At 65.3% G+C, this 19,744-nt stretch carries 17 protein-coding genes and 1 riboswitch; of the genes, 5 read left to right on the top strand and 12 right to left on the bottom strand.

What is annotated here, in order from left to right; genetic code table 11:
* Window positions 1-29: 29 nt before the first annotated feature.
* Entirely contained in the window at window positions 30-1,931 is a 1,902-nt protein-coding gene (locus ACN0X7_RS11935; RefSeq protein WP_417517482.1) for a DNA/RNA non-specific endonuclease, read from the bottom strand.
* 161 nt (window positions 1,932-2,092) lie between these two features.
* Between ACN0X7_RS11935 and ACN0X7_RS11930 the strand changes: the two genes are divergently transcribed.
* Window positions 2,093-3,175 carry an LLM class flavin-dependent oxidoreductase gene (locus tag ACN0X7_RS11930; RefSeq protein ID WP_417517480.1) on the top strand — a complete coding sequence of 361 codons (1,083 nt, stop codon included), beginning with the start codon at window positions 2,093-2,095 and terminating at the stop codon, window positions 3,173-3,175.
* A 12-nt stretch (window positions 3,176-3,187) separates the two neighbouring features.
* Here ACN0X7_RS11930 and ACN0X7_RS11925 read toward each other — a convergent pair whose 3' ends face one another.
* Window positions 3,188-3,538, bottom strand: a complete 351-nt coding sequence (locus ACN0X7_RS11925; protein WP_417517478.1) for a RidA family protein — start codon at window positions 3,536-3,538, stop codon at window positions 3,188-3,190.
* A 113-nt stretch (window positions 3,539-3,651) separates the two neighbouring features.
* On the opposite strand from ACN0X7_RS11925, the gene ACN0X7_RS11920 reads away from it, so the two are divergent.
* A complete protein-coding gene (locus ACN0X7_RS11920; protein ID WP_417517476.1) occupies window positions 3,652-5,925 on the top strand; it encodes an arylsulfatase in 2,274 nt (757 codons plus the stop codon).
* Window positions 5,926-6,004: 79 nt separating this feature from the next.
* The gene (locus ACN0X7_RS11915; protein ID WP_417517474.1) at window positions 6,005-6,220 is read left to right on the top strand and encodes a DUF6898 family protein; all 216 of its coding nucleotides are present in this window, start codon (window positions 6,005-6,007) and stop codon (window positions 6,218-6,220) included.
* Here the strand turns inward: ACN0X7_RS11915 and ACN0X7_RS11910 are convergent.
* The 5 genes from ACN0X7_RS11910 to ACN0X7_RS11890 all read right to left on the bottom strand — a co-directional run bounded on the left by ACN0X7_RS11910 (window position 6,208) and on the right by ACN0X7_RS11890 (window position 12,529).
* Window positions 6,208-7,398, bottom strand: a complete 1,191-nt coding sequence (locus ACN0X7_RS11910) for a CaiB/BaiF CoA transferase family protein (RefSeq protein WP_417517472.1) — start codon at window positions 7,396-7,398, stop codon at window positions 6,208-6,210. The two genes, ACN0X7_RS11915 and ACN0X7_RS11910, sit on opposite strands and share 13 nt — an antisense overlap.
* Before the next feature lie 3 nt (window positions 7,399-7,401).
* Window positions 7,402-8,286, bottom strand: a complete 885-nt coding sequence (locus ACN0X7_RS11905) for an enoyl-CoA hydratase/isomerase family protein (RefSeq protein WP_417517470.1) — start codon at window positions 8,284-8,286, stop codon at window positions 7,402-7,404.
* Window positions 8,287-8,322: 36 nt separating this feature from the next.
* A complete protein-coding gene (locus tag ACN0X7_RS11900) occupies window positions 8,323-9,939 on the bottom strand; it encodes a flavin-containing monooxygenase (protein ID WP_417517468.1) in 1,617 nt (538 codons plus the stop codon).
* Between the two features lie 174 nt (window positions 9,940-10,113).
* On the bottom strand, window positions 10,114-11,841 hold the full coding sequence (locus tag ACN0X7_RS11895) for an N-acyl-D-amino-acid deacylase family protein (protein WP_417517466.1): 1,728 nt from the start codon (window positions 11,839-11,841) through the stop codon (window positions 10,114-10,116).
* 70 nt (window positions 11,842-11,911) lie between these two features.
* On the bottom strand, window positions 11,912-12,529 hold the full coding sequence (locus tag ACN0X7_RS11890; RefSeq protein WP_417517464.1) for a TetR/AcrR family transcriptional regulator: 618 nt from the start codon (window positions 12,527-12,529) through the stop codon (window positions 11,912-11,914).
* 207 nt (window positions 12,530-12,736) lie between these two features.
* On the opposite strand from ACN0X7_RS11890, the gene ACN0X7_RS11885 reads away from it, so the two are divergent.
* Together ACN0X7_RS11885 and ACN0X7_RS11880 are read left to right on the top strand one after the other, a co-directional pair.
* Window positions 12,737-13,651: a dihydrodipicolinate synthase family protein gene (locus tag ACN0X7_RS11885; RefSeq protein ID WP_417517462.1), complete on the top strand. Its 915-nt coding sequence runs from the start codon at window positions 12,737-12,739 to the stop codon at window positions 13,649-13,651.
* Window positions 13,648-14,985 carry an NAD(P)/FAD-dependent oxidoreductase gene (locus tag ACN0X7_RS11880; protein WP_417517460.1) on the top strand — a complete coding sequence of 446 codons (1,338 nt, stop codon included), beginning with the start codon at window positions 13,648-13,650 and terminating at the stop codon, window positions 14,983-14,985. The genes ACN0X7_RS11885 and ACN0X7_RS11880 overlap by 4 nt, the downstream gene beginning before the upstream one ends.
* Window positions 14,986-15,007: 22 nt before the next feature.
* Here the strand turns inward: ACN0X7_RS11880 and ACN0X7_RS11875 are convergent, their stop codons facing one another.
* The 5 genes from ACN0X7_RS11875 to ACN0X7_RS11855 all read right to left on the bottom strand — a co-directional run bounded on the left by ACN0X7_RS11875 (window position 15,008) and on the right by ACN0X7_RS11855 (window position 19,452).
* The gene (locus tag ACN0X7_RS11875) at window positions 15,008-16,006 is read right to left on the bottom strand and encodes a mechanosensitive ion channel family protein (RefSeq protein WP_417517458.1); all 999 of its coding nucleotides are present in this window, start codon (window positions 16,004-16,006) and stop codon (window positions 15,008-15,010) included.
* Window positions 16,007-16,413: 407 nt separating this feature from the next.
* The gene (locus ACN0X7_RS11870; protein WP_417517456.1) at window positions 16,414-17,400 is read right to left on the bottom strand and encodes a hypothetical protein; all 987 of its coding nucleotides are present in this window, start codon (window positions 17,398-17,400) and stop codon (window positions 16,414-16,416) included.
* A gap of 107 nt (window positions 17,401-17,507) precedes the next feature.
* Window positions 17,508-18,011 (bottom strand): 30S ribosomal protein S9, encoded by a 504-nt coding sequence (gene rpsI / locus ACN0X7_RS11865; RefSeq protein WP_417517454.1) that lies wholly within the window; start codon window positions 18,009-18,011, stop codon window positions 17,508-17,510.
* Window positions 18,012-18,019: 8 nt separating this feature from the next.
* A complete protein-coding gene (rplM, locus tag ACN0X7_RS11860) occupies window positions 18,020-18,478 on the bottom strand; it encodes a 50S ribosomal protein L13 (protein ID WP_417517452.1) in 459 nt (152 codons plus the stop codon).
* Window positions 18,479-18,654: 176 nt separating this feature from the next.
* The gene (locus ACN0X7_RS11855; protein ID WP_417517450.1) at window positions 18,655-19,452 is read right to left on the bottom strand and encodes a 2-keto-4-pentenoate hydratase; all 798 of its coding nucleotides are present in this window, start codon (window positions 19,450-19,452) and stop codon (window positions 18,655-18,657) included.
* A gap of 146 nt (window positions 19,453-19,598) precedes the next feature.
* Window positions 19,599-19,691: riboswitch (glycine riboswitch) on the top strand.
* Window positions 19,692-19,744 lie beyond the last annotated feature (53 nt).

Here is a 19,744-nt window from a genome sequence, read left to right as displayed (position 1 = left end):
CACCGGATCGGCGGCTGTCCCGCAATACCTCAGAAGCGGATGTCGGTGAGACTTTCAATGGTTCGCAGGGGCGTTCCTCCGGCAGCTTTCCCCGCGGTCGATGCCTGTTCGATTCCGATGCGTTCGGGCCTGTGCATGGCATCGGCTTTCCGATAGGCCTCGAACCCCAGGCCGGTGCGTTCTTCAAGCGCGCTGACGGCGATCTGGTAGAGCCGGAACGGTTCGAAGTCGATCGCTTCCAGACCGTGCAGAAGATCCTTCTGCGACAGGACGAACGCGGACGCGGAAAGCGCGCCGTCCGTGTGCCGGTACGCGATCAGTTTCCAGTAGGAGCGCGGGATGCGCGCGCCCCGGTAGCACGGGTCGTCCTTCTCGAAGATGGGACCGGCGAGAACCGATACCCGGATCCTTTCGGACTCGGCGTGTTCCAGGATGGTGTTTTCCAGCGCGCCCCAGATGCCCTTCAGGCTGGACCGGTTGTAGTTCTGATGCTGCGGCGCGATGTTGGTGTAGAAGAAGGAGTCGGCGTTGGCCTGCCGGGCCTCGGCGACCGTTCCCCACGCCAGGTCGGCCCGGCGTGCGATGTGTCCCCGGTCCAGCGGATTGTCTTCGTAGAGTTCGTTTCCCCACTGCAGATCCCGGTCGATGCGGGGATCGCGCCTGAAATCGACCGATTTGACCGTGACCTTGCGTTCGCCGTCGATGTTCCAGGCGACGAAGCGGGCAAGGCGGTGCCGCGCACTGAGGCAGACCGAGAAGTGCGTGTAGGGAATCGTCTGCGCCCGGCCGAAGTTCACCGCGTCGATCTTGATCGCATGGGACATGCCGGGCATGGGGGCGGGAACCTCCAGGAAGCCGGGGTCGTAGCCATGGCGCGCACCAAAGTCTTCCGGCAGCGCCCCCTCGACGGAGACGGGTTCCGGCGCGTCCAGTCTGAAGCGCAGCTTCTTCTGTACCGAGCGGGGGTAGCAGGCGATGGCGTGTTCGTCGGGGTTGTCGCCGGTTTCTCCGGCGAAATGCAGGCCGGCGAATATGTCGGTGGCCTTGCCGTCTTTCGCGATCATCCACGCGGCACCGGAATCGCCGCCCTGGCTGATCTCGTCATTCGGAGCAGGGTGTTCTTCGTCGGGTCCGATTTCGAAGCCGCCGATGACCCGGGTGCCCATGCCCGGCCCGTAGTGGATCTTGACCATCACATCCGTGCGGCGGACCTTGCCGTGGGTCACGGCGGTGGTGCGGCCCGATTTGATGATCGTGTCGTCGAGCTCGACATCCGCGAGCCGCTCTGCGGTCACACCCAGCTCCCGGGTCTTGCGGCTGAAACCGCGTCCGCTGATCCGCGCCAGCGCGCAGTCCCCGGCGGCGCCCAGATGGCTGCGCAACAGCGTGCCGCATCCGTTGTCGCGGGCATTGTTGTCGTCGGACAGGCCCGGCTGGACCACCCTGTCCCCGATCTGCCCCCGGTCGGTGTGCAGCACATGCCAGTTGCTCAGGATGCACGGTGCGCCGGTTTCCTCATCGAACACGATCAGCCCGATCGTCCCGGAGGCCCCGCGCGCGTGCGACACGCTGATTCCGGGATAGATCGGATCCTGCCAGACCTTGCGGTGGCTCGTGCCTTCGGGTTCGACCATGCGATAGGACGGTGTGTATTTCCGGGCGATCACGTCGGTCGGGACCGTGAACCCGTCGACCTCGATCTCGGTCGGCAGTTCGCGGGTGCCCAGATGTTCCAGCATCGACGTTTCGGCCTTGGTCCCGACGGTGAAGACAATGCTCAACGGACCGTCGCCGTTCTTGCGGCCGACGCCGATCGACGTGACGTTCGGGTCTTCCAGATAGTCGGCACCACGGGCGCGGATGAACTGCCTCAGGGCGTGCTGCCTGTCGGGTTTCTTCGGGCCGCGGGATTTCGCTGATTTCTTCGCCATCGGACTCTCCCGTCCTGTGCCTGCAGGTCGAATATAGCACGTTCCGCGTGTATTTTCGGCGCATGAATCTTGCGCGACCGCGCATGCGGTTCGCGAAGCTTGCCATTCGACGGTCATCTGCGATTCTGCCTGCCGGGGAAGAGACGCAGCGGGAGGACGCCATGAAATTCGGCGGCATGGTCGCGACCAACATCGGCGACTGGCAGATTTTCAGGGAACTGGAAGACCTGGAATATGACCACGGCTGGGCGCCGGACAGCCAGATGATCTGGTCGGATGCCTATGCGACCCTGTCGCTGGCCGCCTGGCATACGGAGCGGATCAGGCTCGGCACAGGCGTCGCCATCGCGGGCACGCGGCTGGCGCCGGTGACCGCGCACTCCATCGCCTCGATCAACAAGCTGGCACCGGGGCGGACCTTTCTGGGCATCGGCACGGGCCACACGGCGATGCGGATCATGGGTGCGCGTCCGATGAAGGCGAAGGCGTTTCGCGACTATCTGCGCGTGGTGCGCGGCCTGCTGCACGGCGAGGAGGTCGAACACACCCACAATGGCGAGACGAAACCGATCCGCTTCCTGGACCGCGAACTGGACAGCGTGAACACCGAACAGCCGGTGGACATCTATGTCGCCGCCAACGGGCCGAAGGCGCTGAAGGCCGCCGGTGCCTTCGGTGACGGACGCATCTGTGCGGGCAACGAGCCGCTGGGCGTGCTGGCCCGCAATCTGGACACCATCCGCGAAGGCGCGGCGGAGGCGGGCCGCAAGATCGGCGACGATTTCCATACGGCGGCGCTGACCTTCGCCTGCGTCATGCGCCCGGGTGAGACCCTGGAAAGCGAACGCGTGATCGACGAGATCGACAGCCAGGTCGTGTCCACCCTGCACTACTGGTACGAGCTGTATCAGGAATGGGGCCGCGACGACTTCGTCTCCGACCGGGTGCGCGGCACGTGGGAGGACTACAAGACCTACGTCGAGACGACCATGCCGCCCGACCGCCGCCACCAGATGCTGCACCGCGGCCACTGCGCCTTCTGCCCGCCGGAAGAACGCCGCTTCATCACGCCCGACATGATCCGCATCGCGGGCGGCCTGGTGGGCGAACCGGACGAGATCGTCGAACGGCTGGGGCAGCTTGAGAAAGCGGGCCTGAAGGAAGTCACCCTGCTGCCGCCTGTCGCGCACATGCGGTCGAACTTCACCGACTTCGCGGAACAGATCATGGCGCGGGTGCGCTGAAGCGCCAGCCCCTCACGCCAGTGCGGCGACGCAGATGATCTCGACGTCGAACCGGTTTCCGGCGAGGCGGGACTCGCCGCAGGCCCGCGCTGGCGCATGGCCCTTCGGCATCCACGCATTCCAGACGTCGTTCATGGCGTCGTAGTCATCCATGTTCGCCAGCCAGATCGTCGCGTTCAGGATGCGCGTTTTGTCGGATCCCGCCTCGGCCAGCAGCCGGTCGATCTTCGCCAGACATTCGGTCGTCTGCGCCCTGATGTCGTCGCCCGATGTGCCGCACTGTCCCGCCAGCCAGACGAGGCCACCGTGCACGACAGCCTGACTCATGCGCCTGCCGGTTTCGATGCGTTTGATGTTGGACATGTGTCGTTCTCCGTGTTCGGGCTTGCGGGACGCGCTCTGCGAAAAGAAGCATAGCGGCAGCCAGGCGGAACAGGCCATGATGTATCGACAGAACAAGCCTTGGGGAGGGCACGATGAGCGGCGCGGACGGTGATACATTTCCCGGCAGGATCGGGCGGACGATTGCGGAGTCCGAGCCGTGGTGGCCAGCAAAGCCGAAACGGCCCGAGACTGCGCCGAACATCCTGATCGTGCTGTATGACGATGTCGGCTTCTCGGACTTCGGCTGCTACGGTTCGACCATCGCCACGCCGACCATCGACCGGCTGGCGGCGGAGGGGCTGCGCTATACCGGGTTCCACACGACGGCCATGTGTTCGACCACGCGGGCGGCGCTGCTGACCGGGCGCAACCATCATTCGGTGGGCGTCGGCAGCCTGGCGAACTTCGACAGCGGCTATCCGGGCTATCGCGGCAAGATCTCGAAGCATGCCGGCACGCTGGCCGAGATGCTGCGCGGCCACGGCTATCGCAACTACATGCTGGGCAAGTGGCACGTGACACCGCTGACCGAGACCGGCTCGACCGGGCCGTTCGACGGCTGGCCGCTGGGGCGGGGGTTCGACCGGTTCTACGGCTTCATGGATGCCGAGACCGACCAGTACGCGCCGGAACTGGTGCGCGACAACAGCCATATCGACCCGCCGGGCACCTTCGAGACCGGCTATCACCTGACCGCCGATCTGGTGGACCAGGCGATCACCTTCCTGTCGGGCCACATCGCCGAGAAGCCGGACATGCCGTGGTTCACCATGTTGTCCTTCGGTGCCTGTCACGCGCCGCATCAGGCGCCGTTCGACCTGATCAGGAGCTATGATGCGATGTTCGAAGGCGGTTGGGATGCCGAGCGCGACCGCCGTCTGGCGAAGCAGATCGAGATGGGGATCGTGCCGCAGGGCACGAAGCTGCCCGCGCGCAACGACATGGTGAAGCCGTGGGACGCGCATTCGGACGACGAACGCCGGGTCTTCACGCGACTGCAGTCGGCCTATGCGGCGATGCTGGACCATTCCGACCGGCATCTGACGCGACTGGTCACGTTCCTGGAGACGGCGGGCGTGCGCGACGACACGATCATCATCGTCATGTCCGACAACGGGGCCAGCCAGGAAGGCGGGCCGCTGGGTTTCGTCAACGCCATGGGACCGTACAACGGGCGCAAGGAAGTGATGGCCGAGAAGCTGGCGCGCATCGACGATATCGGCGGCCCCGACACGCACACCAACTTTCCGTGGGGCTGGGCGATGGCCGCCAACACGCCCTGCAAGCGCTACAAGCAGAACACCCATGGCGGCGGCATCCGCGACCCGTTTGTGATCTCGTGGCCGAAGAGGCTGGGGCGCTCTGACAGCGACGAAGGTGGCGGGCTGCGCCACCAGTTCGCCCATGTCAGCGATCTGTTGCCCACGGTGCTGGATATCGTGGGACTGGACGCGCCGGACGAGATCGACGGTATCGCGCAGATGCCCGTCGAGGGCGAAAGCTTCGCCGCCAGCCTGACCGATGCCGACGCCCCGTCGCGGTCGAAGGCGCAGTATTTCGAGATGTTCGGCCATCGCGGCATCTGGCAGGACGGCTGGAAGGCGGTCGCCTATCACCCGCCGGGCACGCCGTTCGATGACGATGTGTGGGAGCTCTATCACCTCGACGCGGATTTCTCAGAGCATGACGATCTGGCGGGCGCGGAGCCGGAGCGGCTGAAGGCGATGATCGCCGACTGGTGGGCGCAGGCCGAGGCGCACAAGGTGCTGCCGCTGGACGACCGCTTCGCCCCGCGCTTCGCCGAGAACGCCGAACGCAATCAGGGGGCGCGGACGCGGTTTGAATTCCATGCCGGGATGGGGCATCTGCCGACGGAAGTCTGCCCCGATATTCGCGGACGCAGTTACACGATCACGGCGGATGTGGAGATCGGCGACACACCGCCGACCGGCATCCTGCTGGCCCACGGCGATGCGACCTCGGGCTATGCGCTCTACATCGACGGCGGGCATCTGGTGCACGTCGCCAACATCGGCGGCGAGAAGGCCACCGTGCGCTCGGAAAGGCCGGTCCCGCCCGGCACGACCGCGCTTGGACTGCGTGCGGGCCTCTCCGACACGGGCATCGGCTATGAACTGCTGATCGACGGTGAAGCGGCGGGGGCGGCGCAGTCGCCCCACACGTTCGGCCCGTTCATCTCATGGTCCGGTCTGGATATCGGGCGCGACCGCAGCAGCCCGGTCGGCGACTATGACGCGCCGTTTACCTTCACGGGCACGCTGAAGCGCGTCACCGTCGACCTGAAGCCGCGCGGCGTGCCGCTGGACGGCGAGGCCATCGGGCGGGCCGAGATGGCCCGGCAGTAGGCGGACCCGCAACGCCATCAACAAAAGCTTCATCATTCCCCTCTAGGCTCTGTTCGACTGGTACGGAGCCGAGAGCGATATGGCCGAGATTCTGCTGGAATACACCGTGATCGACGACATGGTGCGCGTCGCCGCCATCGATGGCGAGACGGGCGTCGAGGCCATCCTGATCGGTCCGAGCAGCGCCGGACGCGCGGCCTTGAGCCGTGCGGCAGCGCAGAAGCTGAAGTACGTACTGGCGAAGCGGGCGCGCACGACGAAAACGGTCGCGCAGCGCCCCGGTTACTGGGCCTGACCGTCGGTCCAGACGGACGCGCCCGACGCCAGCGCATCCCTTATGGCGTCGCCGTGCTGGTCGACCTCGGGCGCGGGCCGGGCGACCGTCTTCTCCACGCCTGACAGCCACATGGGACTGTCGATGATCTCGGGCATGTCGGGATTGGCGGACCGGGTGCTGATCGCCCCGCTGGCCCGGGCCTGCGCATCGTTGACCGCCGCCTCGGTGGTGTAGACCGGCCCGGCCTGCAGCTGGACCCGGGCGAAGATCGTCTTCCATTCCGCCCAGTCCTTCTCGGCGAAGATCGGTTCAAGCAGAGCCACCAGTTCCTCGACATGCGCGCCGCGCTGTTCCAGCGTCGCGAAGTTCGGGTCGTCGGCCAGGTAGGGGCGTTCGATGGCCTCCACCAGCCGAAGCCAGTCGCGGTCGGCCTGCAGGGCCGAGAGGATGAACCACTTGCCGTCGCGCGCCTTGTAGCTGTTGATCAGGGCGGTCCAGGGCTTTTCGCGGGGCCGGCGCACCGGCTCCTCGCCCTTGCACAGCGCGGCCTGTGCGAAGACTGCATTCGACCACAGCCCGTTCGCGATCAGGGACGAATGCACCTCGCGGCCCCTGCCGGTCTGCTGCCGGTCATACAGCGCCAGCATGATCGCGCCGAACAGGGCGATGCCCGTGGGGTGATCCCCCTGGCCGGCGACCGAACCCGCCGGCGGTCCCGTCATGTCGTTGCGGACCAGGTGCATCAGGCCCGACCGCGCCCAGTAGGTCGACAGGTCATAGCCGCGGTTGTCCGCCTCCGGCCCGCTTTCGCCGAAGCCGGTCAGGGACGCATAGATCAGCCGGTCGTTCAGCGGTGCGAGATCGTCGTAGGTCAGGCCCAGCTTGCGCCGCACCGGCAGGGGGTGGTTGATCACGAAAACGTCCGCCGATGCCACCAGTCCGTGCAGGATCTCCATATCCTGCTGGTCGGCGAGGTTCAGTTCGATGCTGCGCTTGTTGCGGTTGTCCAGCTGCCACTGGAAATCCGTATGCGCGCTCGGAAATCCGGGCAGGCCGGACAGATTGCGATACCCGTCACCGCCGGGCGGTTCCACCTTGATGACGTCGGCACCGAAATCCCCCAGCACGGTCGCCGCGCAGGGGCCCGCGATGTATCCGGCGGCGTCCACCACACGCAGCCCTTTCAGGATGCTCATCGTTCAGTCCGCCGCGCCCCTGGCCGTTCCATCCATCTCGTCCAGCCAGGCGTTGAAGGCCGGTGTGCGCTTTTCCCTGAAGGACGCGACACCTTCGCGCGCATCGGGATGATGATCGACAACGGCGGTCTTGCCCGCGATGTCGTCCAGCGCCTGTGGCCATGTCATTTCGGCGGCATTGTAGACCGAGCGCTTCAGCAGCCGCATCGCCACCTGCGGCCCTTCGGCCATTTCCCGGGCGAGGCTTTCAGCGGCATCCATCAGCGCATCCGGCGCCACCACCTCCGTCACCAGACCGAGGTCGTGCGCTTCCTGCGCCGGCACGATCCGCTTGCGCATCAGGAAGTCCATGGTCTTCGCGAGGCCCATGTGCTGCACCAGCAGGTACTGCCCGCCCTCGTCCGGCAGCAGCGCAAAACGCAGCGTGCCGCTGCCCAGGCGCGCTTCTGTGCTGGCGATGCGGAAATCGCAGGACAGCGCCATCGAAAATCCGGTCTGGATCGTGATGCCGTTCAGCGCTGCGATGGTGATCTTGTCCATCTCGCGGATCTTCGTGTTCAGGGCCTGCGAGATGGTGCGCAGCGCGGCATAGGTACCGATGCCGCTGTCATGGCCGCCGTGGATCAGCGGGACCTGATTGTCGTCGGTCTCGCGGTCGAGGGCGGCATAGCCCTTCAGATTGTCGCCGGCGCAGAAGCTGTCACCCGATCCGGTGAAGACGATCACGCGGACGGCGTTGCTCATCTGCGCCTCGGTCAGCGTCTCGATCAGGTCGCGTTTCATGACCGACGTCATGCCGTTCTTCTGTTCCGGCCGATTGAAGCGGATCCACAGGATGCCCGGATCGCTCAGCCAGGTTTCATAGCCCTTGAATGTGCCGGTCTTCATTGGATGGTGCCTCCCCGCATCGTCCCCGTGATTTCCTCAGCGCAACACCATACCGCGATATCCGTCCGCCGCCACCGCGTCGCAGAGTTTCCGGTAATAGGGAATGCCCGACGCGTAGAGCAGGAACATGCGCTTCTCGCGGCCCTTGATGTTGCGGTTCACGCCCATGAACCAGCTGTCGGTACGGGTCAGCAGCATCTTCTGCGAGGCCTCGATGACCTCCTCGGTCCAGGCGGCCTCGGCTTCCGGTGTGGAGGCGACATAGTCCAGCCCGTTGTCGCGCATGTGGCGGACCAGACCGGTCACCCATTCGACGTTCTGTTCGATCCCGCGGGGGATGTTGCCGAACCCGGCGGCATTGTGCGGTCCGACCAGCATCAGCATGTTGGGGAAGCCGACCACCTGCATCCCCAGATTTGTCAACGGTCCGTCGGCCCATTTCTCGCGCAGGCTCTGGCCGTCCTCGCCGCGGATGTCGATGCGGTTGAACCCGCCCAGTACGGCATCGAAGCCCGTGGCATAGATGATCATGTCGAAGTCGCGCGCGCCCGATTCCAGCTCGATCCCGGTCCTGGTGATGCGCCGGATCGGGTCGGCCACAATGTCGATCAGTTCGACATTGTCCTGATTGTAGGCCTCGTAATAGCGCGTCTCCATCGGCACCCGGCGCTGCCCGAAACCGTGGTCCTTGGGGATCAGTTTCTCCGCCGTTTCCGGGTCTTTCACACGCTCCCGGATCTTGCCGGCGATGAAGTCCGACAGGATGCGGTTGGCTTCCTCGCTGGTGAAGGTGTCGCGATAGTTGCCCATCCAGATGCCGAATCCCGGTTCGGCGTATTTCTTCTCGAAGAAGGCGAGGCGCTCCTCCTCGGGCGTGTCCAGCAGGCGGCGCGGATCGGCATCGTGAATGAAGCCGCCGTGCGTGGTGCGGCAGTGCGCGAAGATCTCGTCCTGCCGGGCCTGGATGTCGGCCCATTCGTCGTCCGTGATCGCGCTGTTGTGCAGCGGCGCGCACCAGTTGGGACGGCGCTGGAACACGGTCAGGTGGCCGACGGTCTTGGCGACCTCCTGAATAAGCTGCACCGCCGTCGCGCCGGTGCCGATGACGGCCACGCGCTTGTTCTCGAAGCTGACGGGGTGGTGCGGCCATTCCGCCGTGTGGAAGGCTTCGCCTTCGAAATCGTCGATGCCGTCGATCACGGGCATCTGGGGCACGGACAGCGGGCCGATCGCCGTGATGAACAGCCGCGCGCGGGCCGTGTAGCCATCTTCCGCGGTCACCGTCCACTGGTTCGCCGCTTCGTCGTAATGGGCCGACGCAACCTTCGTGGCGAACCGGATGTCCTTCTTCAGGTCCAGCCGGTCGGCGACGAACTGGCAATATTTCAGGTTCTCCGGCTGGCCGGAAAAATGCTCGGACCAGCGCCAGTCCTTCAGGATTTCCGGATGGAAGGAATAGCCGTAGGACCAGCTTTCGGAATCGAACCGTGCGCCGGGGTAGCGGTTCCAGTACCAGGTGCCGCCGACATCGTCTCCGGCTTCCAGCACCTGCACCTTCAGGCCCAGTTCCCTGAGGTTGTTGAGCATGTACATGCCGGAAATCCCGGCGCCGACGACGATGGCGTCGAAATCATTGTCTGTTTTCGCGTTCAACCGGCCCTCACAATCCTGATGACGTCATCCCCGCCTTGCGCGGGGATCCGGCTGGGCAGCCATCCCGGAACCCGCGCCCTGCAATGATACGCGGACCGGACCCCCGCGCAAGGCGGGGGTGACGCGCCGTGAGCGGCACATCGCGGTCGAGATGGATTCCGAGCGATCTACGCCCTACTCGGCAGCGACCGCCATCTGCTGCACGCCGCCGCCGTTGCGCAGCAGGCGGCCCGAATAGGTCTCGGTCTGCTGATCGTCGCGGATCGTGACCTCGCCGTTCACCAGCACATAGCGGTAACCGCTGGCGCGCTGGATGCGTCGCCATTCGTTGCCCGGCAGATCGTGCGCGATCTCGTCGGGCAGCACCTTCAGGTTTTCATAGTCGTAGACGATGATGTCCGCTGGCGCACCGAGAGTCAGCGTGCCGCGCCCGGTGAAACCCGCGACCTGTGCCGGCAGGGCCGACAGCCGCCAGTGGGCTTCCTCCAGGCTGATCATGCCGTTGTCGCGGACGATCTTGCAGATGGTCTCGGTCGGATAGCGGCCCGCGGTCAGGAACTTGGTGTGCGCCCCGCCGTCGGAGACGCCGAACAGCACATAGGGATCGTCCACGATCTCCTTCAGGTGTTCCAGGCTGCCGTTCGGCGGTGCGGCGAAGAACTCGGTTTCCAGATTTTCCTCGACCGCCATGTCCAGCATGACGTCGACGGGATGCTTGCCCATCTTCTCGGCGGCCAGCGCCAGCGTGTGGTCCTCCCACTGCTTGTTCTTGTCAAGCTGCGGGCCGACGATGACGATATCGGGCAGCGGCCCGGTTGCCGTGCGGGGCATGTTGTCCTTCAGCGCCTGACGCCGTGCCGGATCGCCCAGCTTCTGCTTGCGCTCTGCCAGCGTGCCCGTCGTCGCGTCGCACCATTCCTGGGCGTCGTCGAACAGGTTCCAGTTCTCGAACGTGAAGGTGAAACCGGCGTCAGTGGTCAGACCCTGGCCGACCACGCGGATGCCGCGCTCGCGGCAGCTCTTCAGCCAGGCCAGCACGGCCCGGTGGATTTCCGGCTTGTGGTCGAAGGCCTGAACCACGTTCATGATCATCGGGCGGCCCGAGATCGTCGCCATCTCCTCGTAGAACTCGCGGTCGGCTTCATTGTCGCCGGAGACCAGCAGCATCTGCATGAAGCCGTCGTTGCGCTCGCGCAGGACATTGGCGAAGACGCGGCAGGTCTCGTCGTTCATGACGTCGGTCGGCATCGGCGTGCCGTCGAAGTCGCGCTGCACGGACGCCGGGCCCGTCGGCAGCATCCGCTGCGCCGACCAGCCGCAACCGCCCGCATCCATGCTCTCGTGCAGCAGGCGCGCCATCTCGGCGTGTTCCTCGTCCGTCGGCATCTCGCCCGCCTTGGCGCGATCGAAACCCATGACCCAGATCAGCAGCGGGCTGATCGGCACATAGGGCAGCAGGTTCATCGCCTTCGGCGTCTTCTCGACCGAATCCAGGAATTCGGCGAACGTCACCCAGTCCCAGGGCATGCCTTCCTTCATGGATTCCAGGGGGATGGCCTCGACGCGGGTCATGGACATCATCGCCCGCTCGCGCATCTCCGGTTTCACCGGCGCGAAGCCGAAGCCGCAGTTGCCGATTACGGCCGAAGTGATGCCGTGCCAGCCCGACAGGGTGCAGTACGGATCCCAGAACACCTGCGCATCGTAGTGGGTATGCAGGTCGATGAACCCCGGCGCGACCACCAGCCCCTCGGCGTCGATGACCTCGTCAGCATCAGACGGATCGATGTGTCCGATCTCGGCGATCACACCGTCATTGATGCCGATATCGGCCTTGAAGCGCGGTGTCCGCGTGCCGTCCACCACCATGCCGCCGCGTATCACGCGCTGAAAACGAGCCATTTCCATCTCCCCTGAACGATCGTTCAGTCAAGGATACACGGACGCTTCGCCCGGGCAACAGATTTTTGCGTCAGCGGGGGTGGCGCAGCAGGTCCAGCGCGAACGTCACATAGTCCTCGGCGATCTGATCCGGTGTCTTCGCGCCGTCGGTGCGATACCAGTCGGCAACGCTGGTACACATGGACAGGATCGCCAGGGTCGCCTCGTCGGGTGAGCGCGTCGCGAAATCGCCGCGTGCCAGCCCGTCCGCGATGGTGCGCTTGAACAGTCCGGCGATGGCGTCGCGGCTGCGCACGACTTCGGCCCGGTTCTTCGCGTCCAGGCTGCGCAGTTCGGTGTTGGCGACGAAACTCTCGGCCTGCCGGTGCGTGTGGAAGCTGACGTGAACCCGCACCAGTGCGGCCAGCCGGTCGGCGGGCAGGGGACCGGCTGCCTCGCAGGCCGTCAGCAGGTCCGCATGCAGGTCATCGGTCACCCTCAGCATCAGGGTGCGCAGGATCTCTTCCTTGGACGGATAGTGATAGTAGATGAGCGCGATGCTGACGCCGGCACGTCTTGCAATGGCCCGGATCGAGGTGCCGTGGAACCCTTCCGCCTCGAAAGCCTCCAGCGCCGCCCTCAGGATCGCGGCCGACCCGGCTTCGGTCGCATTGTCCGGCAACGCGGCGTGCTGTTGCGCCTTCGACATTGGCATCTTCTCCCCGAGCGCCCGAAACGCCATCGTTTCAGGGACCGCACATCGCGCTCCGCTCTAGCACGGCTGGCAGAGCGAAGGCTAGGCGAGCAGACCGTCGGGGATCGGCATACGCGGCCATCGTGTATGGTATATGTGCTGGATGAAACGGGCCGCGCCTTGAGCGGACAGGAACCCGCGTACGACGTCAGGAGGCGGCATATGCGTTTCGAAGGCATCTACACACCGGTCGTGACACCCCATCGCGCGGACTTCAGCATCGACCGGGACGGCTTTGCCGCGGTCATCGAGCATCTGATCGCCAGCGGGGTTGACGGCCTGATCGTGGCCGGCACCACCGGCGAGTATTATGCGCAGACGATGGAGGAACGCGTGGCGCTGATGCGCCTGGCCCGCGACGTGATCAGGGACCGCCTGCCGCTGATTGTCGGCACCGGTGCCATCCGTACCGAGGACAGCGTGGCCTGCGCCGAGGCTGCGAAGGCGGTGGGCGCGGATGCCCTGCTGGTGACGACACCGCCCTACGCCTATCCGACGGGCCGGGAGATCGCGTTGCATGCGCTGGCCATCGACCGTGCCGCGAACCTGCCGGTCATGCTCTACAATTACCCCGGCCGGATGAGCGTCAACATGGATGAGGAGACGCTGGACGCGCTGCGCGGCAGTCCGAACTTCTGCGCCATCAAGGAAAGCTCCGGTTCCCCGGACAGGCTGCACATGCTGGCGTGCGACTATCCGCATATCCAGCTGTCCTGCGGGATGGACGACCAGGCGCTGGAATTCTTCGCCTGGGGTGCACGGTCGTGGGTCTGCGCCGGATCGAACTTCGCGCCCGAAGCGCACATTGCACTCTATCGTGCCTGCGCGGTGGAGAGGGATTTCGAAAAGGGTCGCCGGATCATGACGGCGATGATGCCGCTGATGCGGGTGCTGGAACAGGGCGGGAAGTTCGTCCAGTGCATCAAGCATGGCGTTTCGGCGCGGGGCATCGACTGCGGGCCGCCGCGCCTGCCGCTGCACCCGCTCGATGAGGCTGAAAAGGCGCAGCTGCAGCAGGTTATCACTGACCTGGATACCGCGCTGGCGCGGATCGCGGATGGTGCCGGGCCCGCATGATCAAGGTTCGCGGTCTGCCGAAGGATCCGGGTCCGTCGGCATGGAACGCCCTGCTCGGCGCTGTCCGACCGGCCATGCCGCTGCGCGAGAAGAAGACCGCCGACTGGCTGGTGATCGGTGCCGGGTTCGCGGGGCTTTCGGCTGCGCGACGTCTGACACAGAACCGCCCCGACGACCGCATCGTCGTGCTCGACGCGGCGCAGGTGGGCGAAGGGCCGGCAGGCCGCAACTCCGGCTTCATGATCGATCTGCCGCACGATCTGGCCTCCGGCAACTACGGCGGCGATCTGGACAGGGACCGGGCGCAGATCCGGGCGAACCGGGCGGCCATCGATTTTGCGCTGGATGCGGGCGCGGCGTATGGGCTGCCTGCGGAAGCCATCGTGCGCAGTGGCCGGATCAACGGCGCGGCCACCGCGCGGGGCGTTGGCCACAATCGCGATTTCGCGCGGCACCTGTCGGCGCTCGGCGAGGATCACGAGGTCCTCGACGCCGCCCGCATGGCCGCGATCACCGGCACCGATTTCTATCGGGACGGCCTGTTCATGCCGCACAGTGCGATGATCCAGCCCGCGATGTATGTGCGCGGCCTCGCCGACGGCCTGCGCGGGGCCGGTGTCGCGATCCACGAACATTCCCCTGTCGTCGCGCTCAACAGATCGGGTGGCGCCTGGACGGCGGCCACGCCCTACGGCTCGGTGGCCGCGCCCGCCGTCATCCTGGCGGTGAACGGCCACGCCAACAGCTTCGGGTTCTTCAAGCGCAGGCTGATGCACGTCTTCACCTATGCCGCGATGACCCGCGCCCTGACGGAGGGCGAAGTCACGCGTCTGGGCGGGGAACCGGTCTGGGGGCTGACGCCCGCCGATCCGATGGGCACGACCGTGCGCCGCATTTCCGGCACCGGGGGAGATCGCATCGTTGTCCGCAACCGCTTCACCTACGAACCGGGCATGGAAGTCGGCGATGCTCGATTCGAAGTCCTGGCGAAGGACCATGACCGGTCGTTCGTGGCGCGGTTCCCCATGCTGCGCGATGTGGCGATGGAATACCGTTGGGGCGGGATGCTGTGCCTGTCGCGCAACGACGCGCCGGCGTTCGGCGAGGTCGAGCGCGGCCTGTTCGCGGCCTGCTGCCAGAACGGGCTGGGCACGGCACGGGGCACGTTCTCGGGCGTCGCTGCGGCGGATCTGGCGTCAGGCCGCGAAAGCCTGTTCGTCGATCACCTGGCGGCCGCACCCGGACCGTCGCGCCTGCCCCCGGAACCGTTCGCCTGGCTGGGAATCAACGGGTATCTGCGCTGGCGCGAACGGAAAGCCGGGGCTGAACTCTGATCTGCCCCTGACGGCCCGGTCGTCAGTCGGACTTCGGTACGGCGGTCTGTTTCCGGACTTCGCGGTCCAGATCCTGGCGCGGTCGTGGCGGCTCTCCGTCCTTCGGCACCGGCCAGCCTTCGCGCTGCCGGGCGCGGTCGCCGTCCGATTCCTCGGTCTGGTCATGGAACAGCATCAGACCGGTCTCGTACGGCATGTCGATGCCGGCTTCGTCCAGCTTGCCTTTGATCCTTGGCAGGACTTTCGCGATGGTCTGGACGACGGTGGCGCGGTCGGATTTCGTCCACCAGCGGGCCCGGATCGTGACCCATGACGCGTCCAGCCCCCATGGCAGGGCTTCGGGGGCCGGATCCGTCGCCACGCCTTCGACCTCGCCCAGGGCTTCCAGGATCAGCGTGCAGGCCTCGTCGATATCGTCGGCATAGCCGATCCCGATGTCATACTCGCTGCGGCGCTGTGCGTTCGCCGTGCGGACGATCACCGCATCCGTGTAGATGTCGCTGTTGGGGATCACCACGCGCTGGTTGTCGTAGGTCTTGATGATGGTGGCACGGCTTTCGATCCGTTCGACCGTCCCTTCATGGCCCTGGCTGACGATCTGGTCGCCGATGTTGAAGGGCTGTCGCAGCAGGATCAGGATGCCCGCCAGCCAGTTCTGCAGGATGTCCTTGAAGGCGAAGCCGATGGCGACCGAACTGACACCCAGACCGGCGACCAGATCGCCGGGACTCAGGGACGGGATGACGATGGTCAGGGCCAGCAGGACGGCGAACAGGTACAGGCCCCAGCGCGTGAAGGACCCCAGCACTTCGCCCAGATTGTCGCGACCGCGCGACCTGGCGCTGCGGGTGATGATCCGCCCAACCCAGCGGGCGATGAACCAGGCCAGGATGAGAAACAGCAGAGAGACACCAAGGTTCGGCAGGATCCTGACGAAGCCGTCGAGCCATGAATCGATCTGTTCGACCATTCTCGTCGGGTTGAGATCGATCTCACCCGGCGTGTCGGCCTGCTCTTCCATGCCCCTCGTCTCCCTCGTGGCCAGTGAAGGTGCGTCGCTGCACCCGTCCGGGCATCATTCTCGTCACCGGTTGTCCGGTGTTCAGGAAGTGAAATGGGGACGATCGACCGCATGCACCAGACCCTGCGGCACCCTGTGCCAGTCCTTGCGTGGCAAGGAACAGTACGGCGAGGAGACGTCCGGCAGCATCGGCGCGGGGCACCTGCGGGATGCAGGCCGTCGGCGTGTCTGGAGCCGTCCCGTCCTTGAATGAATCGCTGATTCCCGGATTGTCACTCCCGGCTTATCCGGGGACATTCCTGAATAGTCGACACGCGCGGCGTTCGCTGAACCGTCCGTTGTCGCCGCACGGAGGTTGGAGACGACTCTCCGTGCGGCTGGCGGTTTCAATCAAATGCTGGAACGTCCTAAAGGCCGAGGCGGCGTTTCAGGCGACCGATCAGGCCTTCTTTTTCGGCCGTTTGCCTCGCTTGCCGCTCGGGCCGCTCCTTGCAGAGACGACCATGCATCCAGATCAGGCCGCTGAAATCCTGTCCGGCCACCGGACCCGCGCCTTTGCGGGTATGATCCGCAATCAGAACGGGCAGGTCGAAATCGTCGCCCATGCGAAGCACCGTGATGACGGCGCGATGAAAGGTCTGCCCTCCGACCTCGTCGAAGGTCACCGACTTCACCGGTCCGGTAAATGAATACTCGCTGGCTTGCCCGTTTTCTGCCGGAAACAGGATCGCCATGCCCTCAGTGCGAAATTCGATACGATCGGAGGTGCGGCTGTCGCCGGCTATGGCGCGAATTTCCGCCACGCGGTCGGGATCGTCGATCACGATGGGCTTGTGTTCCGTTGGCTCGGCGAAGAGTGCCAGCGCGGCCAGCTCTACGGTCACGCGACGTCCTTCGTGGTACTGTCCGGAATTCCGGAAGTACTCGAGATCGAAGAAGGTGACGATGGCCCCGTCATCCAGTACGCCGGTTATTTCGGCCTCGACGCCATTGTCCCATTCCTCGACCGACTGCACGACCATGTCGCGGATGCAGCCCTCCGGCATGAAGGGATAGGCAGATCCCACGAATGTCTCCTCCATGCCATCCTGTTTCATCAGGACGACCATGACTGAATACGGCCCGCGATCCGACACCAGACCGAACGTCAGGGTGGGCTCGCCTGGCTCGTCCGCGATCTCGCCGTCCCGCGACATCTTCTTCAGAACAAGGGTCTCGCCTTCGACGAGCGCGCCGTCGGCGATAGCGACCGGCAGGAGCTCGGAAATGCCGGTATCCGTATCCTTGAACACGCATCCCCAGTGATCGCCATGTCCCATCGCATCCGCCTTCCTCTCGCAACGTTGACCCATCTTGCCGCGCGGCAGGCGTGCTGACCACACCGGATCAGACAATCAGGGCGTGATGCCAGAGACGAAAACGGGCCAGCCCGTGCAGGCTGACCCGTTGATCTCGTGACGTGAGGATCGCCGACAGGGCGATCCTCGCGATTTCGGCAGAATTAACGCTTCGAGAACTGGAAGGACCGGCGGGCCTTGGCCTTGCCGTACTTCTTGCGCTCGACGACGCGGCTGTCGCGGGTCAGGAACCCGGCCTTCTTGAGGATCGGACGCAGGCCCGGCTCATACAGGGTCATGGCCTTGGAGATGCCGTGGCGCACCGCGCCGGCCTGGCCGGACAGACCGCCGCCGGTCACCGTCACATAGACGTCGAACTGGTTCTCGCGGTTGGTGATCTTGAAGGGCTGGGCGATGATCTGGCGCAGCACGGGGCGGGCGAAATACACGTCCAGTTCGCGACCGTTGACCATGATGCGGCCCGGTCCCGGCTTTACCCAGACGCGGGCGACCGCGTCCTTGCGCTTGCCGGTGGCGTAGGAACGGCCCTGTGCGTCGATCTGCGGCTCGACCTCAACGGCCTCGGCTTCCTCGACACCCATCGCCTGACCCAGGTCGGCGAGATCGTTGACGGTGGCTTCTTCTGCCGTCTCAAGTTCTTCAGACATGGATCAATCTACCTTGCGTTCTTCGGGTTCATGGCCTTGAAGTCGATGACTTCGGGCTGCGCGCCTTCATGCGGATGGTCGGGGCCGGCATAGACGCGGAGGTTCTTGTACTGGGCGCGGCCCAGCGGTCCCTTCGGGATCATCCGTTCGATCGCCTTCTCGACGACACGCTCGGGGAACTGGCCCTCCAGAATCTCGCGGGCGGTGCGCTGCTTGATGCCGCCCGGATAACCGGTGTGCCAGTAGTAGATCTTGTCTTCCCGCTTGTAGCCGGTCAGCTTGACCTTGTCGGCATTGATGATGATGACATTGTCGCCATCGTCCATGTGCGGCGTGAAGGAGGGCTTGTGCTTGCCGCGCAGCCGACTGGCGGCAAAGGCGGCGAGACGCCCGAGAACCACATCTTCGGCATCGATCAGAATCCACTTCTTCTCGATCGTCGCCGGCGTGGCGCTGAAGGTTTTCATATTTGCTTATCCCATCGTCGTTGAGCGACACGCGCGCGATCGCGGCCCCGCCCGGAACCGTTTCGAAGGCGCGCTTCTACGCCCGCAGATTGCGCACGTCAAGCACTATAAGCATAAGAAATTCATGCCTTTTTATATGTGGTATTATTTGCACACGCTACGCCGGGAAGGTGCGTCTACCCCTTGTCGATGGTCAGTTCGACCTGGCCCAGAGCGCCGAAATCGGCCAGCAGATGATCGCCGGCCTTCGCGCCATAGACGTCGATGGTGGTGCCGGTCGAGATCACGTCACCGGCCTTCAGGCCGTCGCGCGCATAGACCGCACGCACATTTGCCAGCCATGTCAGGGCGTTGAGCGGATTGCCCATCACGGCGAACCCGTTGCCTTCGCGCACGCGCTCCCCGTTGGCCAGCAGTTCGACCTCCAGTTCCGACAGGTCGATGTCCTGCCAGTCGCTGACCGGCGCACCGTGGACCCAGGCCCCGTGGCTGCCGTTGTCGGCGATGATGTGCGGCGCGCCGATGGTGGTCCATTCATCGTAGCGGCTGTCGACGATCTCCATGCAGGGCAGCACGCATTCCACCGCACCGGCGACCGAGTCCGGGTCATAGGGCGCGGCGGCGGCGGGCAGATCGTCCTTCATGCGGAAGCCGATCTCGGCCTCGATCACGGTCATGAAGAAGTCCGACGCGCGGACGGTCGCAGGTGACGTGAAGGTCGTCCGTTCGAAGACGCCGCCATAGAAGGGCTCGTCGATGCCCAGGTGCGCCTGCGCGGACGGGTTGGTGCAGCCGATCTTCCAGCCGATCTGCCGCCCGCCGACCTTCTCGCCGATCAGCCTGCGCACGGCGGGTTGCAGCGCGTAGGCATCTTCCACGCTCGCCGGCGCGATCCCCGCGGGCAAGGCGGCGATCCGCTGCCGGTTCATGCGTACGTCCATCAGGGCGCGTGCCGCGCCGTCTGCGTTGGTCATCTCAGTCTCCCGCCAGAAATTCGCCGCGCACTATCGCGACCGGAGTTCATGGGGGCAAGCCTTGTACGTCAGCGACCTTTGTTTGACCGGGAGCGTCATGAGCATTGACCGATTCCCGATTCCAAATCACATTGGCGGCTGTTCGATTGATGTCAGTGGGAGAGACCGGCACCCGATGCGCCGGCGCCGAAGGAGCAACCGCCCCGGAAACTCTCAGGCAAAAGGGCCGCTGACAGACGACACTCTGGAAAGCAGCCGATGCGTCAGCACCGGCTCACCGAAGGGGTAAAGC

Origin of the sequence: Minwuia sp. (genome assembly GCF_048263705.1) — a bacterium.
Taxonomy (GTDB): domain Bacteria; phylum Pseudomonadota; class Alphaproteobacteria; order Minwuiales; family Minwuiaceae; genus Minwuia.
The sequence above is the reverse complement of the archived record's forward strand: the minus strand, read 5'-3'. Positions and strand labels throughout refer to the sequence as shown.